At 60.2% G+C, this 18176-nt stretch carries 19 protein-coding genes; 17 read left to right on the forward strand and 2 right to left on the reverse strand.

The features are described from left to right. Window positions 1-161: 161 nt before the first annotated feature. The 10 genes from phnF (at window position 162) to phnP (ending at window position 8284) form a co-directional block, all read left to right on the forward strand. Entirely contained in the window at window positions 162-881 is a 720-nt protein-coding gene (gene phnF / locus CVE23_RS08310) for a phosphonate metabolism transcriptional regulator PhnF (protein ID WP_038918555.1), read from the forward strand. Further along, window positions 882-1331 carry a phosphonate C-P lyase system protein PhnG gene (gene phnG, locus CVE23_RS08315; RefSeq protein WP_100849286.1) on the forward strand — a complete coding sequence of 150 codons (450 nt, stop codon included), beginning with the start codon at window positions 882-884 and terminating at the stop codon, window positions 1329-1331. It abuts the gene before it with no gap. Continuing rightward, window positions 1328-1903, forward strand: coding sequence for a phosphonate C-P lyase system protein PhnH (gene phnH, locus CVE23_RS08320; protein ID WP_049854946.1), 576 nt, complete (start codon window positions 1328-1330; stop codon window positions 1901-1903). The genes phnG and phnH overlap by 4 nt, the downstream gene beginning before the upstream one ends. Then, on the forward strand, window positions 1903-2994 hold the full coding sequence (locus CVE23_RS08325) for a carbon-phosphorus lyase complex subunit (protein WP_100849287.1): 1092 nt from the start codon (window positions 1903-1905) through the stop codon (window positions 2992-2994). The genes phnH and CVE23_RS08325 overlap by 1 nt, the downstream gene beginning before the upstream one ends. Further along, a complete protein-coding gene (locus CVE23_RS08330; RefSeq protein WP_038918559.1) occupies window positions 2972-3826 on the forward strand; it encodes an alpha-D-ribose 1-methylphosphonate 5-phosphate C-P-lyase PhnJ in 855 nt (284 codons plus the stop codon). The genes CVE23_RS08325 and CVE23_RS08330 overlap by 23 nt, the downstream gene beginning before the upstream one ends. Further along, the gene (phnK, locus tag CVE23_RS08335; RefSeq protein ID WP_225622655.1) at window positions 3813-4640 is read left to right on the forward strand and encodes a phosphonate C-P lyase system protein PhnK; all 828 of its coding nucleotides are present in this window, start codon (window positions 3813-3815) and stop codon (window positions 4638-4640) included. The genes CVE23_RS08330 and phnK overlap by 14 nt, the downstream gene beginning before the upstream one ends. 24 nt (window positions 4641-4664) lie before the next feature. Then, window positions 4665-5387, forward strand: a complete 723-nt coding sequence (gene phnL, locus CVE23_RS08340) for a phosphonate C-P lyase system protein PhnL (RefSeq protein ID WP_100849288.1) — start codon at window positions 4665-4667, stop codon at window positions 5385-5387. Continuing rightward, the gene (gene phnM / locus CVE23_RS08345; RefSeq protein WP_100849289.1) at window positions 5384-6553 is read left to right on the forward strand and encodes an alpha-D-ribose 1-methylphosphonate 5-triphosphate diphosphatase; all 1170 of its coding nucleotides are present in this window, start codon (window positions 5384-5386) and stop codon (window positions 6551-6553) included. Before phnL ends, phnM begins: the two co-directional genes overlap by 4 nt. Further along, window positions 6553-7092: a ribose 1,5-bisphosphokinase gene (gene phnN / locus CVE23_RS08350; protein WP_100849290.1), complete on the forward strand. Its 540-nt coding sequence runs from the start codon at window positions 6553-6555 to the stop codon at window positions 7090-7092. Before phnM ends, phnN begins: the two co-directional genes overlap by 1 nt. Before the next feature lie 442 nt (window positions 7093-7534). Next, window positions 7535-8284 carry a phosphonate metabolism protein PhnP gene (gene phnP, locus CVE23_RS08360; protein ID WP_100849291.1) on the forward strand — a complete coding sequence of 250 codons (750 nt, stop codon included), beginning with the start codon at window positions 7535-7537 and terminating at the stop codon, window positions 8282-8284. A gap of 129 nt (window positions 8285-8413) precedes the next feature. On the opposite strand, the gene CVE23_RS08365 is transcribed toward phnP, so the two are convergent. Beyond that, the gene (locus CVE23_RS08365) at window positions 8414-9064 is read right to left on the reverse strand and encodes an NADPH-dependent F420 reductase (RefSeq protein WP_100849292.1); all 651 of its coding nucleotides are present in this window, start codon (window positions 9062-9064) and stop codon (window positions 8414-8416) included. Between the two features lie 103 nt (window positions 9065-9167). On the opposite strand from CVE23_RS08365, the gene CVE23_RS08370 reads away from it, so the two are divergent. From CVE23_RS08370 to phnE (CVE23_RS08390), 5 genes are all read left to right on the forward strand, one after another. After that, window positions 9168-10064 (forward strand): LysR family transcriptional regulator, encoded by an 897-nt coding sequence (locus tag CVE23_RS08370; protein WP_100850435.1) that lies wholly within the window; start codon window positions 9168-9170, stop codon window positions 10062-10064. Between the two features lie 148 nt (window positions 10065-10212). Further along, window positions 10213-11073: a phosphonate ABC transporter ATP-binding protein gene (gene phnC, locus CVE23_RS08375; protein WP_100849293.1), complete on the forward strand. Its 861-nt coding sequence runs from the start codon at window positions 10213-10215 to the stop codon at window positions 11071-11073. Between the two features lie 113 nt (window positions 11074-11186). Continuing rightward, window positions 11187-12119: a phosphonate ABC transporter substrate-binding protein gene (gene phnD / locus CVE23_RS08380; RefSeq protein WP_100849294.1), complete on the forward strand. Its 933-nt coding sequence runs from the start codon at window positions 11187-11189 to the stop codon at window positions 12117-12119. A gap of 155 nt (window positions 12120-12274) precedes the next feature. Further along, the gene (gene phnE / locus CVE23_RS08385; protein WP_174213735.1) at window positions 12275-13141 is read left to right on the forward strand and encodes a phosphonate ABC transporter, permease protein PhnE; all 867 of its coding nucleotides are present in this window, start codon (window positions 12275-12277) and stop codon (window positions 13139-13141) included. Between the two features lie 2 nt (window positions 13142-13143). Further along, complete coding sequence (phnE, locus tag CVE23_RS08390) at window positions 13144-14034, forward strand: phosphonate ABC transporter, permease protein PhnE (protein ID WP_100850436.1); 891 nt, start codon at window positions 13144-13146, stop codon at window positions 14032-14034. Here the strand turns inward: phnE (CVE23_RS08390) and CVE23_RS22710 are convergent. Then, window positions 14031-14261 (reverse strand): hypothetical protein, encoded by a 231-nt coding sequence (locus tag CVE23_RS22710; protein ID WP_145958414.1) that lies wholly within the window; start codon window positions 14259-14261, stop codon window positions 14031-14033. The genes phnE (CVE23_RS08390) and CVE23_RS22710 overlap by 4 nt on opposite strands. Window positions 14262-14466: 205 nt before the next feature. Here CVE23_RS22710 and CVE23_RS08395 point away from each other — a divergent pair, with 205 nt between their 5' ends. Then, window positions 14467-15846, forward strand: coding sequence for a diaminobutyrate--2-oxoglutarate transaminase (locus CVE23_RS08395; protein ID WP_100849295.1), 1380 nt, complete (start codon window positions 14467-14469; stop codon window positions 15844-15846). Window positions 15847-16017: 171 nt separating this feature from the next. After that, complete coding sequence (locus CVE23_RS08400) at window positions 16018-18132, forward strand: TonB-dependent receptor (protein WP_100849296.1); 2115 nt, start codon at window positions 16018-16020, stop codon at window positions 18130-18132. The last annotated feature ends 44 nt before the right edge of the window (window positions 18133-18176 follow it).

The raw sequence follows: 18176 nt of genomic DNA on the forward strand, positions 1-18176 counted from the left end.
CGCCAGTCTGTCACACAGCTTTGCCAACATAATCGCCAATCCCCCTGATTGAAGCGATGTACCGCGTTGCCCGCTGGCAGCACTCCGGTCGCGCTTCGTAGCTAACCGATCCGTGAGCGAATGTCCGCCCGGAAAGGCTCCCTGCGAGCAGGAGTTTTTTTATGGACATGATATCTAGACATCCTACCACTGTGTATCAGGCCATCGCCGCCCGGCTGGAAGAAGAACTGCGCACCGTCTACCGCTGCGGCGACTATCTGCCGTCCGAGCAGCAACTGGCGGCGCACTACGAGGTTAATCGCCATACGCTGCGGCGTGCGGTGGACGAACTGGTCAACAAAGGGTTGGTACAGCGTCGGCATGGCGTCGGCATTCTGGTGCTGATGCGTCCCTATGACTATCCGCTGCATGCGCAGGCGCGTTTCAGCCAGAACTTGCTGGAGCAGGGCAGCCATCCCACCAGCGAGCGGTTGCTGGCGGTGTTGCGCCCGGCCAACGCCGAGGTGGCGGCGGCGCTGGGGCGGGAAGAGGGCGATGAAGTGATCCACCTGCGCACCCTGCGTCGGGTCAACGGCGTGCCGGTATCGGTGATCGATCACTACCTGCCGGAGTTGAAATGGTGGCCGTCGTTACAGCGTTTCACCAGCGGCTCGCTGCACGATTTTCTGGCCCGCGAACTACAGCAATCCCTGACCCGTCGCCAGACCCGCATCAGCGCCCGGGCGTCGCAGGCGAAAGAAGCGCAATTGCTGGAAGTGGCGCGGCAAACCCCGCTGATGTGCATTCGCACGCTCAATATCTGTAGCGGCAGCGGCCGGGTGGCGGAGTACTCCGTCAGTCTGGCGCGCGCCGACATGATCGAACTGACAATGGAGCACTGAATGGCAACCCAAACCGCAAGGCAACGCTGGCTGTCGGTACTGGCGCACAGCGACCCGGATCAACTGCGGCGCCACTGGCAACCGCTGAGTCTGCATCCGATCTGGCAAACGCTACGGGCGCCTGAAACCGGGCTGGCTCGTTTGCAGGCGCGTATCGGCGCTACCGGCAATCGCTTCGTGCTGGGTGATGTCACCGTCACCCGCGCGGTGGTGCGGTTGGAAGACGGTACCTGCGGCTACAGCTACGTCACCGGCCGTAACAAGCCTCACGCCGAACTGTGCGCGTTAATCGACGCCCTGCTGCAACAACAGGGGACGCAAAGCGCGCTCTACCAACAACTGATCGTGCCGCTGGCCGCTACCCGTGACGAGCTGCGTCAGCAACGGGCGCGGGAGATTGCCAGCAGCAAGGTCGATTTCTTTACGCTGGTGCGGGGAGATAACGCATGACGCTACTGGCAGGATTTTCCCATCCCTGGCGCGATGCGCAGTACGCGTTTCGCCGCATTCTTAAAGCGATGAGCGAACCGGGTGTGGTGGTGTCGCTGAATCACGATATCGGCTGGGATGGCTTATCGCCGTCCGCCACCGCGGTGGCGCTGACGCTGATGGACCGCGAAACGCCGCTGTGGCTGGACCCGGCGTTGTCGCAGGAGACGTTGTTGACCAACCTGCGGTTTCACACCGGCGTGAAGCTGGTGGAACGCGAGGCGGCGGCGTTCGCGCTGTTGCCGGTCAGCCGGGAACTGTCGCTGGACGGTTTTACCGCCGGCGACGAGATGACGCCGGAAAACAGCGTCACGCTGGTGCTGGAGGTGCCCGCGCTGGGCGGCGGACGCGCCTTGCGCCTGACCGGGCCGGGGATTGCCGAAGCGCGCATGATTGCGCCGCAGCTACCCGCCAGCGTGCGGGATTATCTGGAACAGCGCCCGCATCCGTTTCCCGCCGGGCTGGACTTCATTTTTACCTGCGGCGGCACGCTGATGGCGCTGCCGCGCACTACGCATGTGGAGGTGTGCTGATGTATGTCGCGGTGAAAGGGGGCGAAAAAGCCATTGAGGCCGCTCATCAGTTACAGGCTAACCTGCGGCGCGGCGACACCCGGCTCCCAGAGGTGCAGACGGCGCAGATTGAACAGCAACTGGGGCTGGCGGTGGATCGGGTGATGACCGAAGGCGGTATTTACGACCGGGAACTGGCGGCGCTGGCGATCAAGCAGGCCAGCGGCGACCTGGTGGAGGCGATTTTTCTGCTGCGCGCCTACCGCACCACGCTGCCGCGGCTGGCGGACAGCCTGCCGCTGGATACCGGCCGCATGCAGCTGGAGCGGCGTATTTCGGCGGTGTACAAGGATCTGCCCGGCGGGCAGGTGCTTGGCCCCACTTATGACTATACCCACCGGCTGCTGGATTTTGTCCTGCTGGCGGAAGGCGAGCCGCCGCTCGCGCCAAAGGCGCAGGAACCGCTGGCGGACCACTGCCCGCACATGTTCGCCATGATGACGGCGGAAGGGCTGGCGGCGGCCGAACATGACGACGGCGGCGAGCCGCTGGATATCACCCGCGATCCGCCCGCCTACCCGATGCCGCGCAGCGCCCGGTTACAGCAACTGGCGCGCGGCGACGAAGGTTTCCTGCTGGCGCTGGGCTATTCCACCCAGCGTGGTTACGGCCGCACCCATCCGTTCGCCGGCGAGATTCGCACCGGTTATGTCACGGTGGAGATCGAGCCGGAAGAACTGGGCTTTGCGCTGGAAATCGGCGACATCCTGTTGACCGAATGCGAGATGGTCAACGGTTTTACCGTGCCGGAGGATGAGCCGCCGCACTTTACCCGCGGCTACGGGCTGGTGTTTGGCCGCGCCGAGCGCAAGGCGATGGCGATGGCGCTGGTGGACCGTGCATTGCAGGCGCCGGCCTATCAGGAGCCGGTCGGCAGCCCGGCGCAGGACGAAGAGTTTGTGCTGTCGCACGCGGACAATGTCGAGGCGGCCGGTTTCGTCTCCCACCTCAAGTTGCCGCATTACGTCGACTTTCAGGCTGAACTGGCGCTGCTGCGCCAGTTGCGCCAGTCACCGCAGGAGGAGCGCGATGAACACGCTGAGCGGATATAACCCCGGTTATCTGGACGAACAGAGTAAACGCACGATTCGGCGCGCCATCCTCAAAGCGGTGGCGATCCCCGGTTATCAGGTGCCGTTTGGCGGGCGGGAAATGCCGATGCCCTACGGCTGGGGCACCGGCGGCATACAACTGACCGCCAGCCTGATCGGCGATGACGACGTGCTGAAAGTGATCGATCAGGGTGCCGACGACACCACCAACGCGGTGTCGATCCGCCGTTTCTTCCAGCGGGTCAGCGAAGCCGCCGTCACCGAACGTACGGTAGACGCCACGCTGATCCAGACCCGGCACCGCATCCCGGAAACGCCGCTGCGCGAAGACCAAATCCTGATTTATCAGGTGCCGATCCCGGAACCGCTGCGCTTTATCGAGCCGCGTGAGACGGAAACACGCAAAATGCACGCGCTGGAGGAGTACGGCATCATGCAGGTGAAGCTGTACGAAGACATCGCCCGCTTCGGCCACATCGCCACCACCTACGCTTACCCGGTCAAGGTGAACGACCGCTACATCATGGACCCGTCGCCGATCCCGAAATTCGACAATCCGAAGATGCACATGATGCCGGCGCTGCAACTGTTCGGCGCCGGGCGCGAGAAGCGCATTTACGCCCTGCCGCCCTATACCCGGGTGGAAAGCCTCGATTTTGACGACCACCCGTTCAGCGTTCAGCGCTGGGACCAGCCCTGCGCACTGTGCGGTTCGCACGACAGTTACCTCGACGAGGTGGTGATGGACGATCAGGGCACTCGCTTGTTCGTCTGTTCCGATACCGATTATTGCCGCGAGCGTCAGGAGGCCGGGCACCATGAATCACATTAATCAGGCTGGCGTGGATCAGGCTGTCGTGCCGGTTGCGGGCGCCCCCGCTGGCCGCGACGACGAGACGCCGCTGTTGCAGGTACGCAACCTGACCCACCTGTACGCGCCCGGAAAGGGGTTTTGCGAGGTGTCGTTCGATCTGTACCCCGGCGAAGTGCTGGGTATTGTCGGCGAGTCCGGTTCCGGCAAGACCACGTTGCTGCGGGCGATTTCCGCCCGGCTGACGCCGCAGTCCGGGCAGATTGACTACCAGGGCCGCTCGCTGTACGCGATGAGCGAAAGCGATCGTCGCCGCCTGCTGCGCACCGAGTGGGGCGTGGTGCATCAGCATCCGCTGGATGGCCTGCGTCCCCGCGTGTCGGCGGGCGGCAACATCGGCGAACGGCTGATGGCGGTCGGCGCCCGTCACTATGGCGATATTCGTCGTCAGGCCGGTCAGTGGCTGCAGGATGTGGAGATCCCGCTGTCCCGGCTCGACGACCTGCCCACCACCTTTTCCGGCGGGATGCAGCAGCGGTTGCAGATCGCCCGCAATCTGGTCACCCATCCGAAGCTGGTGTTCATGGACGAACCGACCGGCGGGCTGGATGTGTCGGTGCAGGCGCGATTGCTGGATCTGCTGCGCACGCTGGTGCGCGACCTCGGTCTGGCGGTGGTGATTGTTACCCATGACCTCGGCGTGGCGCGTCTGCTGGCGCACCGGCTGTTGGTGATGCGCGAGGGCAGGGTAGTGGAAAGCGGCCTGACCGACCGGGTGCTGGATGATCCTCATCACCCTTACACCCAGTTGCTGGTGTCGTCGGTGTTGGGATAAGCGTGAATGGCGATGAGGTGAAACATGACAACCGAAGGCACGTCCATGACGGTTCTGCGCGTGGAAAATCTGAGTAAAACTTTTGTACTGCACAACCAGCACGCCGCCCGGCTGCCGGTGTTGCATCAGGCCAGCCTGACGGTGGCCGCCGGCGAATGCGTGGTACTGCACGGCCATTCCGGCAGCGGCAAGTCCACGCTGCTGCGGTCGCTGTACGCCAACTATCAGCCGGACAGCGGTCAGGTATGGGTGCGCCACCGCGAGGCGTGGGTCGATCTGGTGACCGCCCCGGCCCGGCAGGTGCTGGCGGTGCGGCGCGACACCATCGGCTGGGTCAGCCAGTTTCTGCGGGTGATCCCGCGCATTCCGACGCTGGAGGTGGTGATGCAGCCGCTGCTGGAACGCGGCGAAGACCGGGCGGTATGCGAAGCGCGCGCCGACGCGCTGCTGACCCGGCTCAACGTCCCGCGCCGGCTATGGACGTTGGCGCCCGCCACCTTCTCCGGCGGCGAGCAGCAGCGGGTCAACATCGCCCGCGGGTTTATCGCCGATTATCCGTTGCTGCTGCTGGACGAACCGACCGCCTCGCTGGACGCCGCCAACCGCGACGCGGTGGTGGAACTGGTGGAGGAAGCGCGTGCCCGCGGCGCGGCGGTGGTCGGCATTTTCCACGATGCGCAGGTGCGCGCCCGCGTGGCGGACCGCCTGCATCACATGACACCCGTAACGCAGGAGCTCACGCCATGAGCGCGACGACTCAGATCAGCAATACGACCCGGATTATCAATAACGTGCAGTTGGTGTTGCAGGATGAGGTGGTCAGCGGATCGCTGGCCTGGCGCAACGGCGCGATCGAGGCGTTTTCCTCCACCCCCAGTCAACTGCCGCAGGCGCTGGACGGCGAAGGCGGCTGGCTGCTGCCGGGGCTGGTGGAGCTGCATACCGACAATCTGGACAAGTTTTTCATGCCGCGCCCGAATGTCGACTGGCCGGCGCATTCGGCGATGAGCAGCCACGATGCGCTGATCGTCGCCAGCGGCATCACCACGGTGCTGGATGCGGTGGCGATAGGCGATGTGCGCGACGGCGGCCACCGGCTCGATAACCTGCGTCGCATGATCGACGCCATCGTTCACAGCCAGCAACTGGGGGTGAACCGGGCGCAGCATCTGATTCACCTGCGTTGCGAATTGCCGCACCACACCACCTTGCCGCTGTTTGAAGCGTTGATGAACACGCCGGAAGTGGCGCTGGTGTCGCTGATGGACCACTCGCCGGGGCAGCGGCAGTTCGCCACGCCGGAAAAATACCGCGAGTATTATCAGGGCAAATACCACCTGAACGATGCCGAGATGGATGCGTTTGAAACCGAACAGCGGGCGCTGTCCGAACGCTGGTCGACGCCGAACCGGCTGGCGATTGCCGCGCATTGCCGCGAGCGCGGCATCGCGCTGGCCAGCCACGACGACGCTACCGCTGCGCATGTGCATGAATCGCTGGCGCTGGGCAGCGTGATCGCTGAGTTCCCCACCACCGAGATGGCGGCGCAGGCGTCGCACGCCAGCGGCATGAAGGTGCTGATGGGGGCGCCCAATATCGTGCGCGGCGGCTCCCACTCCGGCAACGTGGCGGCGTCCCGGCTGGCGGAGCAAGGGCTGCTGGATATTCTGTCATCCGACTATTACCCCGCCAGCCTGCTGGATGCGGCGTTTCGCCTGGCGACGGATGAGCGTAATCCGTTTACGTTGCCGCAGACGGTGGCGATGGTCAGCGCTAATCCGGCGCAGTCGGTCGGGTTAGACGATCGGGGGCGGATTGCCGACGGGCTGCGCGCCGATCTGGTGCTGGCGCACCACTCGCACGGTCAGGTACGGATTCGTCAGGTGTGGGCGCAGGGGCGACAGGTGTTCTGATGGCGCGGCTAATCTGGCTGACCGGCGCGTCCGGCTCCGGCAAAGATTCCCTGCTGGATGCCCTGCGGCAGACGAATCCGCCGCGCCTGCTGGTGGCGCATCGCTATATTACCCGCCCGGCGCAGGCCGGCGGCGAAAACCATATTGCGCTGAGCGACGCGGAGTTCGCGCAGCGCCGCGAGTGCGGTTTGTTCGCATTGCACTGGCAGGCGCACCACTATCAGTACGGCATCGGCATTGAAATCGACCTGTGGCTGTCCGCCGGGCTGGATGTGGTGGTCAATGGATCGCGCTTTCATCATCAGCAGGCGCAAACGCGCTACGGCGACCGCTTATTGCCGGTGTGCCTGCAGGTCTCCCCGGAGGTGCTGGCGCAGCGTTTGCGTCAGCGCGGGCGGGAAGATGACGCGGCGATCGCGCAGCGGCTGCAGCGGGCCAGCGAGATGCCGGTTCCGGCGGCGTGCCGGCGACTGAATAACGATGGTGCGCTGGCGCAAACGCTGCTGGCGTTTCACACCCTGTTAGCGGCTGAAAAATGAGATTGCTGATACCCCCCTTTAGCCCGGGGGGAGTGTTTTTTTCCGGCGTCAAAAACTGTGCTGAGGTGGGCGACTTCGCCGGGTGAGCAGCATGGATGCTGCGAAAGCCCGTGCCGCGTCTGACAAAAACGCCGGGAGCGTTTTTGAACAGCGTTTACGCTGGCCCGTAGGGCGAGCCCCAGGTATGGGGCGAGTAAACGCGTCACGGGCGGCCCGAATAGCGAAGTCGAGTGCCGAAGGTAGCGCGTAGCGCCACAGTTTAGCCACCAGCCAGAGGTCAAGGAGAGGCGGCGATGAGCCTCTCCTTGTCGTGCGTGCGATGACGTTACAAAGAGATCATTGAGGTCATCACGCACGAAACATTTCACGGCGTTGACATCTATTCGCCAATAACAAAACAACACGGCCGTTTGTTAACAGCCTCAAAAGTGGAGCTAATGTTATGGAGCTAATGTTTATGGGGACCGGCGACGCGCAGCAGGTGCCGCTGACCGGTTGTGAGTGTATCGCCTGCGAGCGGGCGCGGTTGGATCCGCGCTTTCGGCGCGGACCGAGCAGCATGCTGGTTCGGTGCGACGGCGAGGCGACGCTGCTGGACGCCGGCGTCACGCAACTGGAGCAGCGCTTTGGCGTCAACGAGATTCGGCGCATCCTGCTGACGCACTACCATGTCGACCATGTGCAGGGGCTGTTTTCGCTGCGCTGGGGCATCGGCGATCGCATCCCGGTGTTCGGTCCGCCGGATGAACAGGGATGCGACGACCTGTACAAGCATCCGCGTCGGCTTGATTTTCAGCTGGCGATGACGCCGTTTCAGGCGGTAACGATGGGGGCGCTGCGGGTCACGGCGCTGCCGCTCAATCATTCCAAACCCACCTTCGGCTATCTGCTGGAACATGGCGGGCAGAGCGTGGCCTACCTGACCGACACCTGCGGTTTGCCGGACGATACGTTGGATTTCCTGCGCGGCAAACGGCTCGATCATATGGTGATGGACTGCACCCAGCCGCCGCGGGATAGGCCGCCGCTCAACCACAGCGACCTCAACACCGTGCTGCGGGTGCGCGAACAGCTGCGGCCGACGCAAACCTGGCTGACCCACGTCAGCCACGAAACCGACGCCTGGCTGATGCTAAACGACCTGCCGGACGGGGTGCGCGCGGCGGCCGATGGGGCATGGATCAACGTGTAGCGACGAAAACCGCAACTGAATAAGCTGAGACGGGAAGATAGCGTCAGTTCCCGCTCAGAAATCAGTCGACCGGATAGGTCTAAGCCGGAATATGTTGCGGCGTGCCCGTGTCGCGGTATTGCTGCGGCGTCATCTGCCGGAAACAGCGACGTCACTGCGTTGAGCATTATCCAGTGCTGTGCTCAGCGTCTCTTTTGTCATCCGTACACAATAAGTCGGCATTCCCCGCTCAAAGCGCCATCCTTCGGCGAGAGCACCTGCATCAACGACATCGAAACCAAAAGCTTCGTATAGTTCGGTGACCAGCCGTTTACCTGTCGCATCATCTCCGGCAAGCGGTAGCGCCCGGCGCGTCGGCGCGCCAGAGGGAAGCCCGTCACTTTCAAGCTGTGTCATGGGGATGGCGTTAAATGCTTTTGTTATCAGCGCGCCGGGCAAATAGCCGGCCAGAAGCTCGCTGGTAGTGGTTTCCAGTCTGTCCAGCGCCTCAACTTGCCCATCGCGTTCAGGATAGTAGTTGACGGCGTCCACCACCGGTTTTCCCCGTAGTTCCGCGACAGGAAGCTGGCTGATAGCCGAGAGGGGAACCGCGATGACGACGATATCGCCAAAAATGGCGGCTTCGGTGGCGGTGCCGACGTCACAGCCAACCATCGGCCGGAGACTGAACAGCGTCTGTGGACCGCGTGAGTTGCTGAGCATCACCTGATGGCCGTTTTTAATGGCAAGCGTTGCTATTGCCCGTCCGACGAAACCTGCGCCAATAATGCCAATCTTCATCGTTTTTTCCTTTTTCGTGTTGAGATAACAAGAAAATAGTTCCCTACAAATCGGAGATAAAGCGCAATATAAAACATAAATAAACAACAAAATGGAGGGAATGGTGGATAGGCTGACCAGCATGAGCGTTTTTGTGAAGGCGGCGGAGCTTGGCTCTTTTGCAGCGGCAGCCGAGGCGTTGAGTCTCTCTGCGCAAATGGTGGCGAAACATGTGGCCTGGCTGGAAGCACGGCTCGGCGTCAGATTGCTGAATCGCACCACGCGCCGCCAGAGTCTGACCGATATTGGCCGCAGTTATTACGAACGGTGTCGGATGGTACTGGCTGAAGCAGAAGCCGCCGATGCCATTGTGCTGGACATGAAGGCCACACCTTCCGGTGTTATTCGGGTAAACGCGCCGGTGACCTTTGGCTCGTATACTCTGGCCCCTTTTCTTACACACTATCTCGGAAATTATCCGGATACGCAGGTGGAACTGACGTTGAGTGATCGTCTGGTCGACCCGATTGAAGAGGGTTTTGAAGTCATCATTCGCATCGGTGAACTGGCCGACAGTTCAATGCTGGCGTGGCCGCTGCGGCCTTACCGTTTAATCGCCTGTGCCTCGCCAGACTATGTCGCGCGCGAAGGTTTACCGGCAGTACCGGCTGAGCTCGCACATCACGCCTGCCTCGTTTACGGAATATGGTCACCCGCCGCCCCTTGCCGTTGGGTGTTCCATCGAGCGGGCAAGACCGAAGAAGTCAGGCCGCAAGGCCGGTTCCGCTCAAATGACTGGAAGGCGTTGCTACATGCTGCGATAGAGGGTTATGGCGTCACGTTAGGTCCAGAAGATGTGCTGCGCGAAGAAATCCGGCAAGGGCGTCTTGTTCAGGTGTTGCCTGAGTATGAAGGACCTGCTCGCCCTATGCATGTGCTGGTGCCGGCAGGGCGGCGGCAGACCGTTAAAATTAAAAGCGTTGTCGACGCGCTCAGAATGCGCTTCGGGGAGTCGGCGTAATTCCCTCATCGAAAGCGGCGACAGAAACGGTTATGAGGCGAGGTGGAATGTCCGTGAGTTCATTTTTTAATCATAAAGCTGTCATCAGGTATTCATCTGCGCTGCGCTTAATAACGTCCATATTGTTGACTAAACGATGACGAAACTCATGGCACAGGCACTGTTGGCATCCGAAAGCGCTACTCCACTGCGCGCACATCATTTCCAGACGCAACCGCAGCAGACCATTCTGTCGGTGCGTCAGCTGTGTAAGGCCTATTCCGGTCAGCAGAAACGGGTGCTGGAGAACCTCAGTTTTGATTTGCACGCCGGCGAGATGGTGGCGGTGATTGGCCGTTCCGGCGCCGGTAAGTCCACCTTGTTGCACGTGATGAACGGCACTATTCCGGCCAGCGAAGGGCAAATCCTGCGCTATCCTGCCCAGCACGATGGCGGGCAGGGCGACACGCAGGACATTCTGCGTTTCAGCAGCCGGCAGATGCGCCAGTGGCGCAGCGAATGCGGCATGATCTTTCAGGATTTTTGTCTGGTGCCGCGGTTGGATGTGCTGACCAACGTACTGCTGGGCCGCCTGAGCCGGACCTCCACCCTGAAGTCGTTCTTCAAACTGTTTTCCGATGAGGATCGTGCGCACGCCATTGGGCTGCTGCAATGGATGAACCTGTTGCCGCAGGCGTTGCAGCGGGCGGAAAACCTGTCCGGCGGCCAGATGCAGCGCGTCGCTATCTGCCGCGCGCTGATGCAGAACCCCAAAATCCTGCTGGCCGACGAGCCGGTGGCGTCGCTCGACCCGAAAAACACCCGCCGCATCATGGACGTGTTGCGACAGGTGAGTGACAACGGTATCACCGTGGTGGTGAACCTGCACTCGGTCGAGCTGGTGAAAGAATACTGTACCCGGGCCATAGGCATCGCTCAGGGCCGCATTCTGTTTGACGGCCCGCCGTCAGAACTGACCGACAGCCTGCTGCGTACCCTGTACGGCGACGATCTGCAGCCGGTGCATTAATTCATTAATTCCCTTTTTGGCACTGCCCGCGTCTCGGTGGTTTTAACGCGGACGCAGGATTTTTCGACATCACATCGCTACACCTTGGCATAACGACAACATAGGCAAAACTGATGAAAAAAACCTTCACGTTGACCACCTTGCTGGCCGGTGCGGTAGTGTCCGCCAGCGTATTCGCCGCGGAAACACCGAAAACGCTGAATCTGGGCATCCTGGGCGGTCAGAACGCGACTCAGCAGATCGGCGATAACCAGTGCGTTAAACAGTTTCTCGATAAAGAGCTGAATGTCGATACCCAATTGCGCAACTCATCCGACTATGCCGGGGTTATTCAGGGGCTGTTGGGCAAGAAGATTGATCTGGTGTTGAGCATGTCGCCGTCGTCGTATGCGTCGGTCTACATCAAGGACCCCAACGCGGTGGATGTCGTCGGTATCGCGGTGGACGACGTCGACCAGTCGCGCGGCTATCACTCGGTGGTGATCGTTAAGGCCGACAGCCCGTACCAGAAGCTGGAAGATCTGAAAGGTAAGGCGGTCGGTTTCGCCGACCCGGATTCCACCTCCGGCTACCTGATTCCCAATCAGGCGTTTAAAGAGAAATTCGGCGGCAGCACCGATAACAAGTACAACAATTTCTTCTCCAGCGTCACCTTCTCCGGCGGGCATGAGCAGGACATCCTCGGCGTACTGAACGGCCAGTTTGACGGCGCGGTGACCTGGGCGTCGATGATTGGCGACTACAACACCGGCTACACCAGCGGCGCGTTCGGCCGTCTGATTCGCATGGACCACCCGGATCTGATGAAACAGATTCGCATCATCTGGCAATCGCCGCTGATCCCGAACGGCCCGATTCTGGTGAGCAACGCGTTGCCGGCCGACTTCAAAGCCAAACTGATTACCGCGGTGAACAAGCTGGATAAAGAAGATCATACCTGTTTCATCAAGGCGATGGGCGGCAAACAGCACATCGGCCCGGCCAGCGTGGACGATTACAAAACCATTATCGCCATGAAGCGTGAATTGACCAAAGGCAACCGCTGAGGGTGGCGCGCCGGGTCGTCAGGCTCGGCGTTTTCCCGACCGGCGGTGCGCAACGGCGCAACATTGACGGACTGCGGCACAGGCAGGATGCCTATTTTTTCACACTGTTGCGGTTCCAAACCCATCATCGCTTTTCCACCATTCAGACCAAACTCATGCTGAACCCTGATTTTGAACGCTATTACCAGCGGATACGCACACGGCAGAAGCGCGAGTCGCTGATATGGACACTGGTGCTGGTCGTGCTGTACATCGGCGCGGGCGCGTTGTCCGAATTCAATCTGCATACCCTGTGGACGTCGTTTCCCCACTTTTTTGACTACCTGATCGAGACGCTGCCGGTGCTGCACTGGCCGCTGCTGTTCGCCGACGGTCATACCGAAGGCTCGCTGGCCTACTGGGGATACCGCCTCAATATCCAGTTGCCGTTGATCTGGGAGACGCTCAACCTGGCGCTGGCGGCGACGCTGCTGTCGGTGGCGGCGTCGGTGGTGCTGGGGTTTCTGGCGGCCAACAATACGCAAAGCCCGCCGGGCGTGCGTTTTACTCTCCGTGCGTTGCTGGCGTTTCTGCGCACCATGCCGGAGCTGGCATGGGCGGTGATGTTCGTGATGGCATTCGGTATCGGCGTTATTCCCGGCTTTCTGGCGCTGGCGCTGCATACCGTCGGTTGCCTGACCAAGCTGTTTTATGAAGCGATTGAAAGCGCCTCGGAACGGCCGGTGCGCGGGCTGGCCGCCTGTGGCGCCAGCGTGTTGCAGCGTATGCGTTTTGGGCTGTGGCCGCAGGTCAAACCGATCGTGCTGTCCTACAGTTTTATGCGGCTGGAAATTAACTTCCGTCAGTCCACCATTCTTGGGCTGGTGGGCGCCGGGGGCATCGGTCAGGAACTGATGACCAATATCAAGCTGGACCGCTACGATCAGGTCAGCATGACCATGCTGCTGATCATCGTGGTGGTCTCGATTCTGGATGCGCTGTCCGGGCGGTTGCGGCGGCAAGTGGTGGAGGGCGGCAAATGAACATGACCCCGTTGACGCCGGCGGACATCGCCGCGATGAAACAACAGCACCCGGCGCTGTTCAGCCAGCAACGCCGCTACTTGCGGCGCGTCGGGCTGATGGCGGCGGCCGTGCTGCTTTACTATCTGGCGTTTCTGACGTTTTTCGGCATCAGCGCCGAACAGTGGCTGCGCGGCTTCAGCGAGCTGGGGCGCTATTTTGTGCGTATGTTCGTGTGGCATGACTTTCTCGACTGGCCGTTCGGTTACTACCTGTCGCAGGTATTCATCACCATCGCCATCGTGTTCGCCGGTACCCTGACCGCTACGATAGTGGCGCTGCCGTTGTCGTTCCTGGCGGCTCGCAACGTGATGCACGAACCGATGTTGCGGCCGGTGGCGTTGCTGGTGCGTCGTTTGCTGGATATCTTGCGCGGCATCGACATGGCGATCTGGGGGCTGATTTTCGTGCGGGCGGTGGGCATGGGGCCGTTGTCCGGCGCGCTGGCGATCCTGATGCAGGACGCCGGTCTGCTCGGCAAGCTGTACGCGGAGGGGCATGAAGCGGTAGAACGTTCACCCAGCCGCGGACTTGGCGCGGTCGGCGCCAACAGCCTGCAAAAACACCGTTTCGGCATCTTCACCCAATCGTTTCCCACTTTTCTGGCGCTAAGCCTGTATCAGATGGAGTCCAACGTGCGGTCGGCGGCGGTGCTGGGGTTTGTCGGCGCCGGCGGCGTCGGGTTGGTGTACGCCGAAAACATGCGACTGTGGAACTGGGATGTGGTGATGTTCATCACCCTGATTCTGGTGGCGGTGGTGATGCTGATGGATGTCTTGTCCGCGCATTTGCGCCGGCGCTACATCATCGGCAAGCCGTTGCCGCTGTTTGAGTCGGAGACATCAGCGCGCTAAGCCGCTTTTTTGTTTCTCAACAGCGTTTGCCAAAAAGCGTTTATCAGCGAACCGGTTTGTCGAGGCGAAAACCGGTTTTTATCGCTGGCCGCCCCGTCTAATGCCGGATAGCGACGGATTCCGTCTGTTCCATGCCAAATCGCCGCCATTGGCAGCATATTTCCGCTGGAATTGCCTCTCGGCAAAATGCAGATTTTATTTAGCGCATATTTTGTGATTTGCGTCACAAAATCGTTTTTTCATCTTACCGGCGATTCCCCCGTTTTTAGGCGATAGCGTGTTGCCAAAACCCTCGCGCTGTATGCATTTAGTGAATATAGCGTCATTAATTGTAAGGATTTGGTTATGAAAACTGTCATTTAAATAACACTTGAGCGTCATTATTGTTAATGATAATTGTTGTCATTATCAATATCACAGGGGGTGAAGACGATGTCAGAGACACAGTTTGCGGTTACGGATCATGTGCAGAGAACCAATGCAGATTATCTGGAGCGACAGGGATGGTTTGAGTCGAATGTTCGAAGTTATCCGCGCAAACTGCCGCTGGTGATCCAGAAAGCGCAAGGCGTGTGGGTGACGGATGTAGACGGCAATCCGTATCTGGACTGTCTGGCGGGTGCCGGTACGCTGGCGCTGGGGCATAACCACCCTGAAGTGGTGGCCAGCATCCAGCAATTTCTGGCGTCGGGCCTGCCGATGCATACGCTGGATCTCACCACGCCGCTGAAAGACGCCTTCTGCGAAACCCTGCTGGCGCAGCTGCCCGGCGGCGAAAACCAGTACTGCCTGCAATTCTGCGGCCCCTCGGGAGCGGATGCGGTTGAGGCCGCATTAAAACTGGCGAAAACCTATACCGGCCGCGGCGGCATCATCAGCTTCTCCGGCGGCTACCACGGCATGACGCACGGCGCGCTGGCCGTCACCGGCAATACCGGTCCCAAGGATGCGGTGCAGAATCTGATGCCCGGCGTCCAGTTCCTGCCTTACCCCCATGAATACCGCTGCCCGCTGGGGATTGGCGGTGAGGCGGGCGTACAGGCGTTGAGTCACTATTTCACCACGTTTATCGAGGATGTCGAGCGCGGCATGTCGTTGCCGGCCGCCGTCATTGTCGAAGCGGTGCAGGGCGAGGGCGGCGTCAACCCGGCGCCGGCCAGCTGGCTGCAAACGCTGCGCGAGGTGACCCGCCGTCACGGCATTCTGCTGATTGTGGATGAAGTGCAGGCCGGATTCGCCCGTACCGGCACGCTGTTCGCCTTCGAACAAGCCGGCATCGAGCCGGACATCATCGTGATGTCGAAAGCGGTGGGCGGCGGCTTGCCGATGGCGGTGCTGGGCATTCGCCGCGAGTTCGATGTCTGGAAACCGGGTACCCATACCGGCACGTTCCGCGGTAACCAGATGGCGATGGCCACCGGCAAAACCACCATCGAGATTCTGCTGCGCGACAAGCTGGCGGCGCAGGCGACTGCCCGCGGCGACTGGCTGAAGCAGCAGTTTACCCAGTTACAGACGCGTTTCCCCTGCCTGGGACAGGTACGCGGCCGCGGCCTGATGCTGGGAATTGAAGTCGTGGATGAGCGCCGGCCAACGCTGGCGGGCGGCTGTTATCCGCTGGATGCCGAACTGGCGGTCGCGATTCAACAACACTGTTTCCGCCAGGGCTTGTTGCTGGAGCGGGGCGGACGACAGGGTAACGTGGTCAGGCTGCTGCCGCCGCTGATTATTACCGAGGAGCAGTGCCGCAGCGTAGTGGAGCGCTTCGAGCGCGCGTTGATCGAAGCCGTGGCGCAAGTCCGTCATCCATAATGCCAGAGGTAAGTATATGGTCCGTAATGATAATGACGACGAGATAATAAAAAGAAAACGTAACCGGCGTTATTACGGATATAGCCTGAGGCTAAACAATAATATTAACGACGTATGCTGGCGGAACCGCCAGCGTTTATTTACTGGGAAGATAATAATGAGGTTGAATGAATGAAGGTTCGGGCATTATATGCGTTGACGCCATTATTTTTATTTGCACAGGCTAACGCAGCAGACAGCACAAACAAAAATGACAACGAAATGGTGGTGACGGCATCCCGAACGGATACCGAGAAAAAAGATTCACCTCAGGTCGTGACGATTATTACTAAAGAGCAGATCGAACAGCAGCGCCAAATTACCAGTGATTCTTCCCAGATATTAAGCAACTTATTGCCGTCAATGGCGCCGAGCCGTCAGAAAATGAGCGGTAGCGGCGAGACCTTCCGCGGCCGCGCCCCGTTGATTCTGGTGGATGGTATTCCGCAATCCAACCCGTTGCGTCCTACCGGGCGTGAAATGCACACCATCGATTTCGCGATGGTGGATCGCATCGAAGTGATTCACGGCGCCAGCGCCAGCAACGGCATCGGCGCGACCGGCGGGGTGATCAATATCATTACCCGCCGCCCGGAGCCAGGCTCGTTCAACCAGCACTTCAGCGTGGAAACCACCTCGCCGACGAAAGTCAGCTCGGACGCCATGAGCTACAAAACCACCTACGGGTTCAGTGGCCGTGAAGAGTATCTGGATTACCTGTTTTCAGTCAGTTACGAAGATCAGGGATTGTTCCTGGACGGGAAAGATCGTCCTATCGGGGTTGATAACACCCAGGGCGACCTGATGGATTCGCGCGCTTACGATGTGATGGCGAAAGTGGGCTACTGGCTGGATAACGACCAGCGGATACAGTTCAGCCTTAACCGCTATCAGATCAAAGGCAAGATGAACTATTTAGGCGTCGCCGGCGACCGTAATAACGGCATCCCGACCACCTCGATATCCGGGCGCCCGGTCGGCGATGCGCCGATGAACAGCGTCTGGACCACCAGCGCCACCTACGATAACTACAATCTGGCGGGCATGAAGCTGAACTCGCTGGTGTATTACCAGAATTACGAGTCGCTGTTCGGCGCTGACAATTCCGCATCTTTCCAGGATATCCGCATTGCGCCGCTCAATCAGCTGTACGATCAGTCGCGGGTGACCTCCAGCCGCTACGGCAGCAAAGTGGCGTTGACCAAGGATGATATCTGGGACGATTACCTGAAAGCGACGGTCGGGTTCGATACCCTGTTCGATACCGGCAAACAGGATTTCTGGCTGACCAAACGCCTGTACGCGCCGCAGATGGAATACACCGATCTGTCGCCGTTTATGCAGTTTGATATCCAGCCGATCGAGTCGCTGAAAATCACCACCGGGGTGCGCTACGAGTACGCGCGTCTGGATATCGACAGCTTCCGCACGGTGGCGGCCAGCACCGCGCGTGCGCCCAATAACAGCGTGGATGTTCAGGGCGGGCGCCTGAGTTTCAACAAGACGTTGTACAACGTCGGCGCGGTGTGGACCACGCCTTATCAGCCGCTGAGTCTGTTCGCCAACTACTCGCAGGGCTTCGGTATTCCGGACGTGGGCCGTACGTTGCGCGGCATTAAAACCGCCGGTCAGTCGGTCAGCATGCTGCCGCTGGAGCCGATTGTGACTGACAACGTTGAAACCGGCTTTCGCATTCAGAAGGACCCGGTGGAGTTTGAGCTGAGCTACTATCGCTCGACATCCAAGCTGGGCGAGCGCGTGGTGGATGTGAGCGGCACCTTCCAGAGCGAACGACAGAAAACCCGTATCGATGGCATCGAGACGTCGCTGGGTTACAAGGTGAATGACGATCACCGTCTGAAACTCGGTTATTCCCATATTCAGGGCTGGTATGACAGCGATGGCAACGGCAGTCTGGACGGCAAGCTGGACGGGCTGAATATCCCGCCGGATCGCCTGACCGCCAGCTGGTCCGCCAACTGGACGCCACAATGGTCATCCTTTATTCAGGCTAATTATGCCTTTGACAGAATTATGGATAACCGTCAGCAGGACTTTAACGGTTATCTGCTGGTGGATGCCGCCGTCGGTTATAAATTACCGAAAGGTAAAATTAATCTGGCGGTCTCCAATCTGTTCGACAAGGAGTACATCACATATTACTCGCAAAGTGCGATTGTGAACTCCCTGCGTTATTTCTCCGGTCGGGGAAGAACCGTGACATTAGGATACAGCGTTGACTTCTGATAATAACCCCGCCGTAAGGCGGGGCATTATTCAGTGATTTATTC

It is taken from the genome of Dickeya fangzhongdai (genome assembly GCF_002812485.1).
GTDB classification, from domain to species: Bacteria; Pseudomonadota; Gammaproteobacteria; order Enterobacterales; family Enterobacteriaceae; genus Dickeya; species Dickeya fangzhongdai.

Excerpts from the sequence above, each read along its gene's own strand:
- phnF (WP_038918555.1), top strand. The coding sequence starts at position 162 with ATGGACATGATATCTAGACATCCTACCACTGTGTATCAGGCCATCGCC.
- phnG (WP_100849286.1), top strand. The coding sequence starts at position 882 with ATGGCAACCCAAACCGCAAGGCAACGCTGGCTGTCGGTACTGGCGCAC.
- phnH (WP_049854946.1), top strand. The coding sequence starts at position 1,328 with ATGACGCTACTGGCAGGATTTTCCCATCCCTGGCGCGATGCGCAGTAC.
- CVE23_RS08325 (WP_100849287.1), top strand. The coding sequence starts at position 1,903 with ATGTATGTCGCGGTGAAAGGGGGCGAAAAAGCCATTGAGGCCGCTCAT.
- CVE23_RS08330 (WP_038918559.1), top strand. The coding sequence starts at position 2,972 with ATGAACACGCTGAGCGGATATAACCCCGGTTATCTGGACGAACAGAGT.
- phnK (WP_225622655.1), top strand. The coding sequence starts at position 3,813 with ATGAATCACATTAATCAGGCTGGCGTGGATCAGGCTGTCGTGCCGGTT.
- phnL (WP_100849288.1), top strand. The coding sequence starts at position 4,665 with ATGACAACCGAAGGCACGTCCATGACGGTTCTGCGCGTGGAAAATCTG.
- phnM (WP_100849289.1), top strand. The coding sequence starts at position 5,384 with ATGAGCGCGACGACTCAGATCAGCAATACGACCCGGATTATCAATAAC.
- phnN (WP_100849290.1), top strand. The coding sequence starts at position 6,553 with ATGGCGCGGCTAATCTGGCTGACCGGCGCGTCCGGCTCCGGCAAAGAT.
- phnP (WP_100849291.1), top strand. The coding sequence starts at position 7,535 with ATGGAGCTAATGTTTATGGGGACCGGCGACGCGCAGCAGGTGCCGCTG.
- CVE23_RS08365 (WP_100849292.1), bottom strand. The coding sequence starts at position 9,064 with ATGAAGATTGGCATTATTGGCGCAGGTTTCGTCGGACGGGCAATAGCA.
- phnC (WP_100849293.1), top strand. The coding sequence starts at position 10,213 with ATGGCACAGGCACTGTTGGCATCCGAAAGCGCTACTCCACTGCGCGCA.
- phnD (WP_100849294.1), top strand. The coding sequence starts at position 11,187 with ATGAAAAAAACCTTCACGTTGACCACCTTGCTGGCCGGTGCGGTAGTG.
- phnE (WP_174213735.1), top strand. The coding sequence starts at position 12,275 with ATGCTGAACCCTGATTTTGAACGCTATTACCAGCGGATACGCACACGG.
- phnE (WP_100850436.1), top strand. The coding sequence starts at position 13,144 with ATGACCCCGTTGACGCCGGCGGACATCGCCGCGATGAAACAACAGCAC.
- CVE23_RS08395 (WP_100849295.1), top strand. The coding sequence starts at position 14,467 with ATGTCAGAGACACAGTTTGCGGTTACGGATCATGTGCAGAGAACCAAT.
- CVE23_RS08400 (WP_100849296.1), top strand. The coding sequence starts at position 16,018 with ATGAAGGTTCGGGCATTATATGCGTTGACGCCATTATTTTTATTTGCA.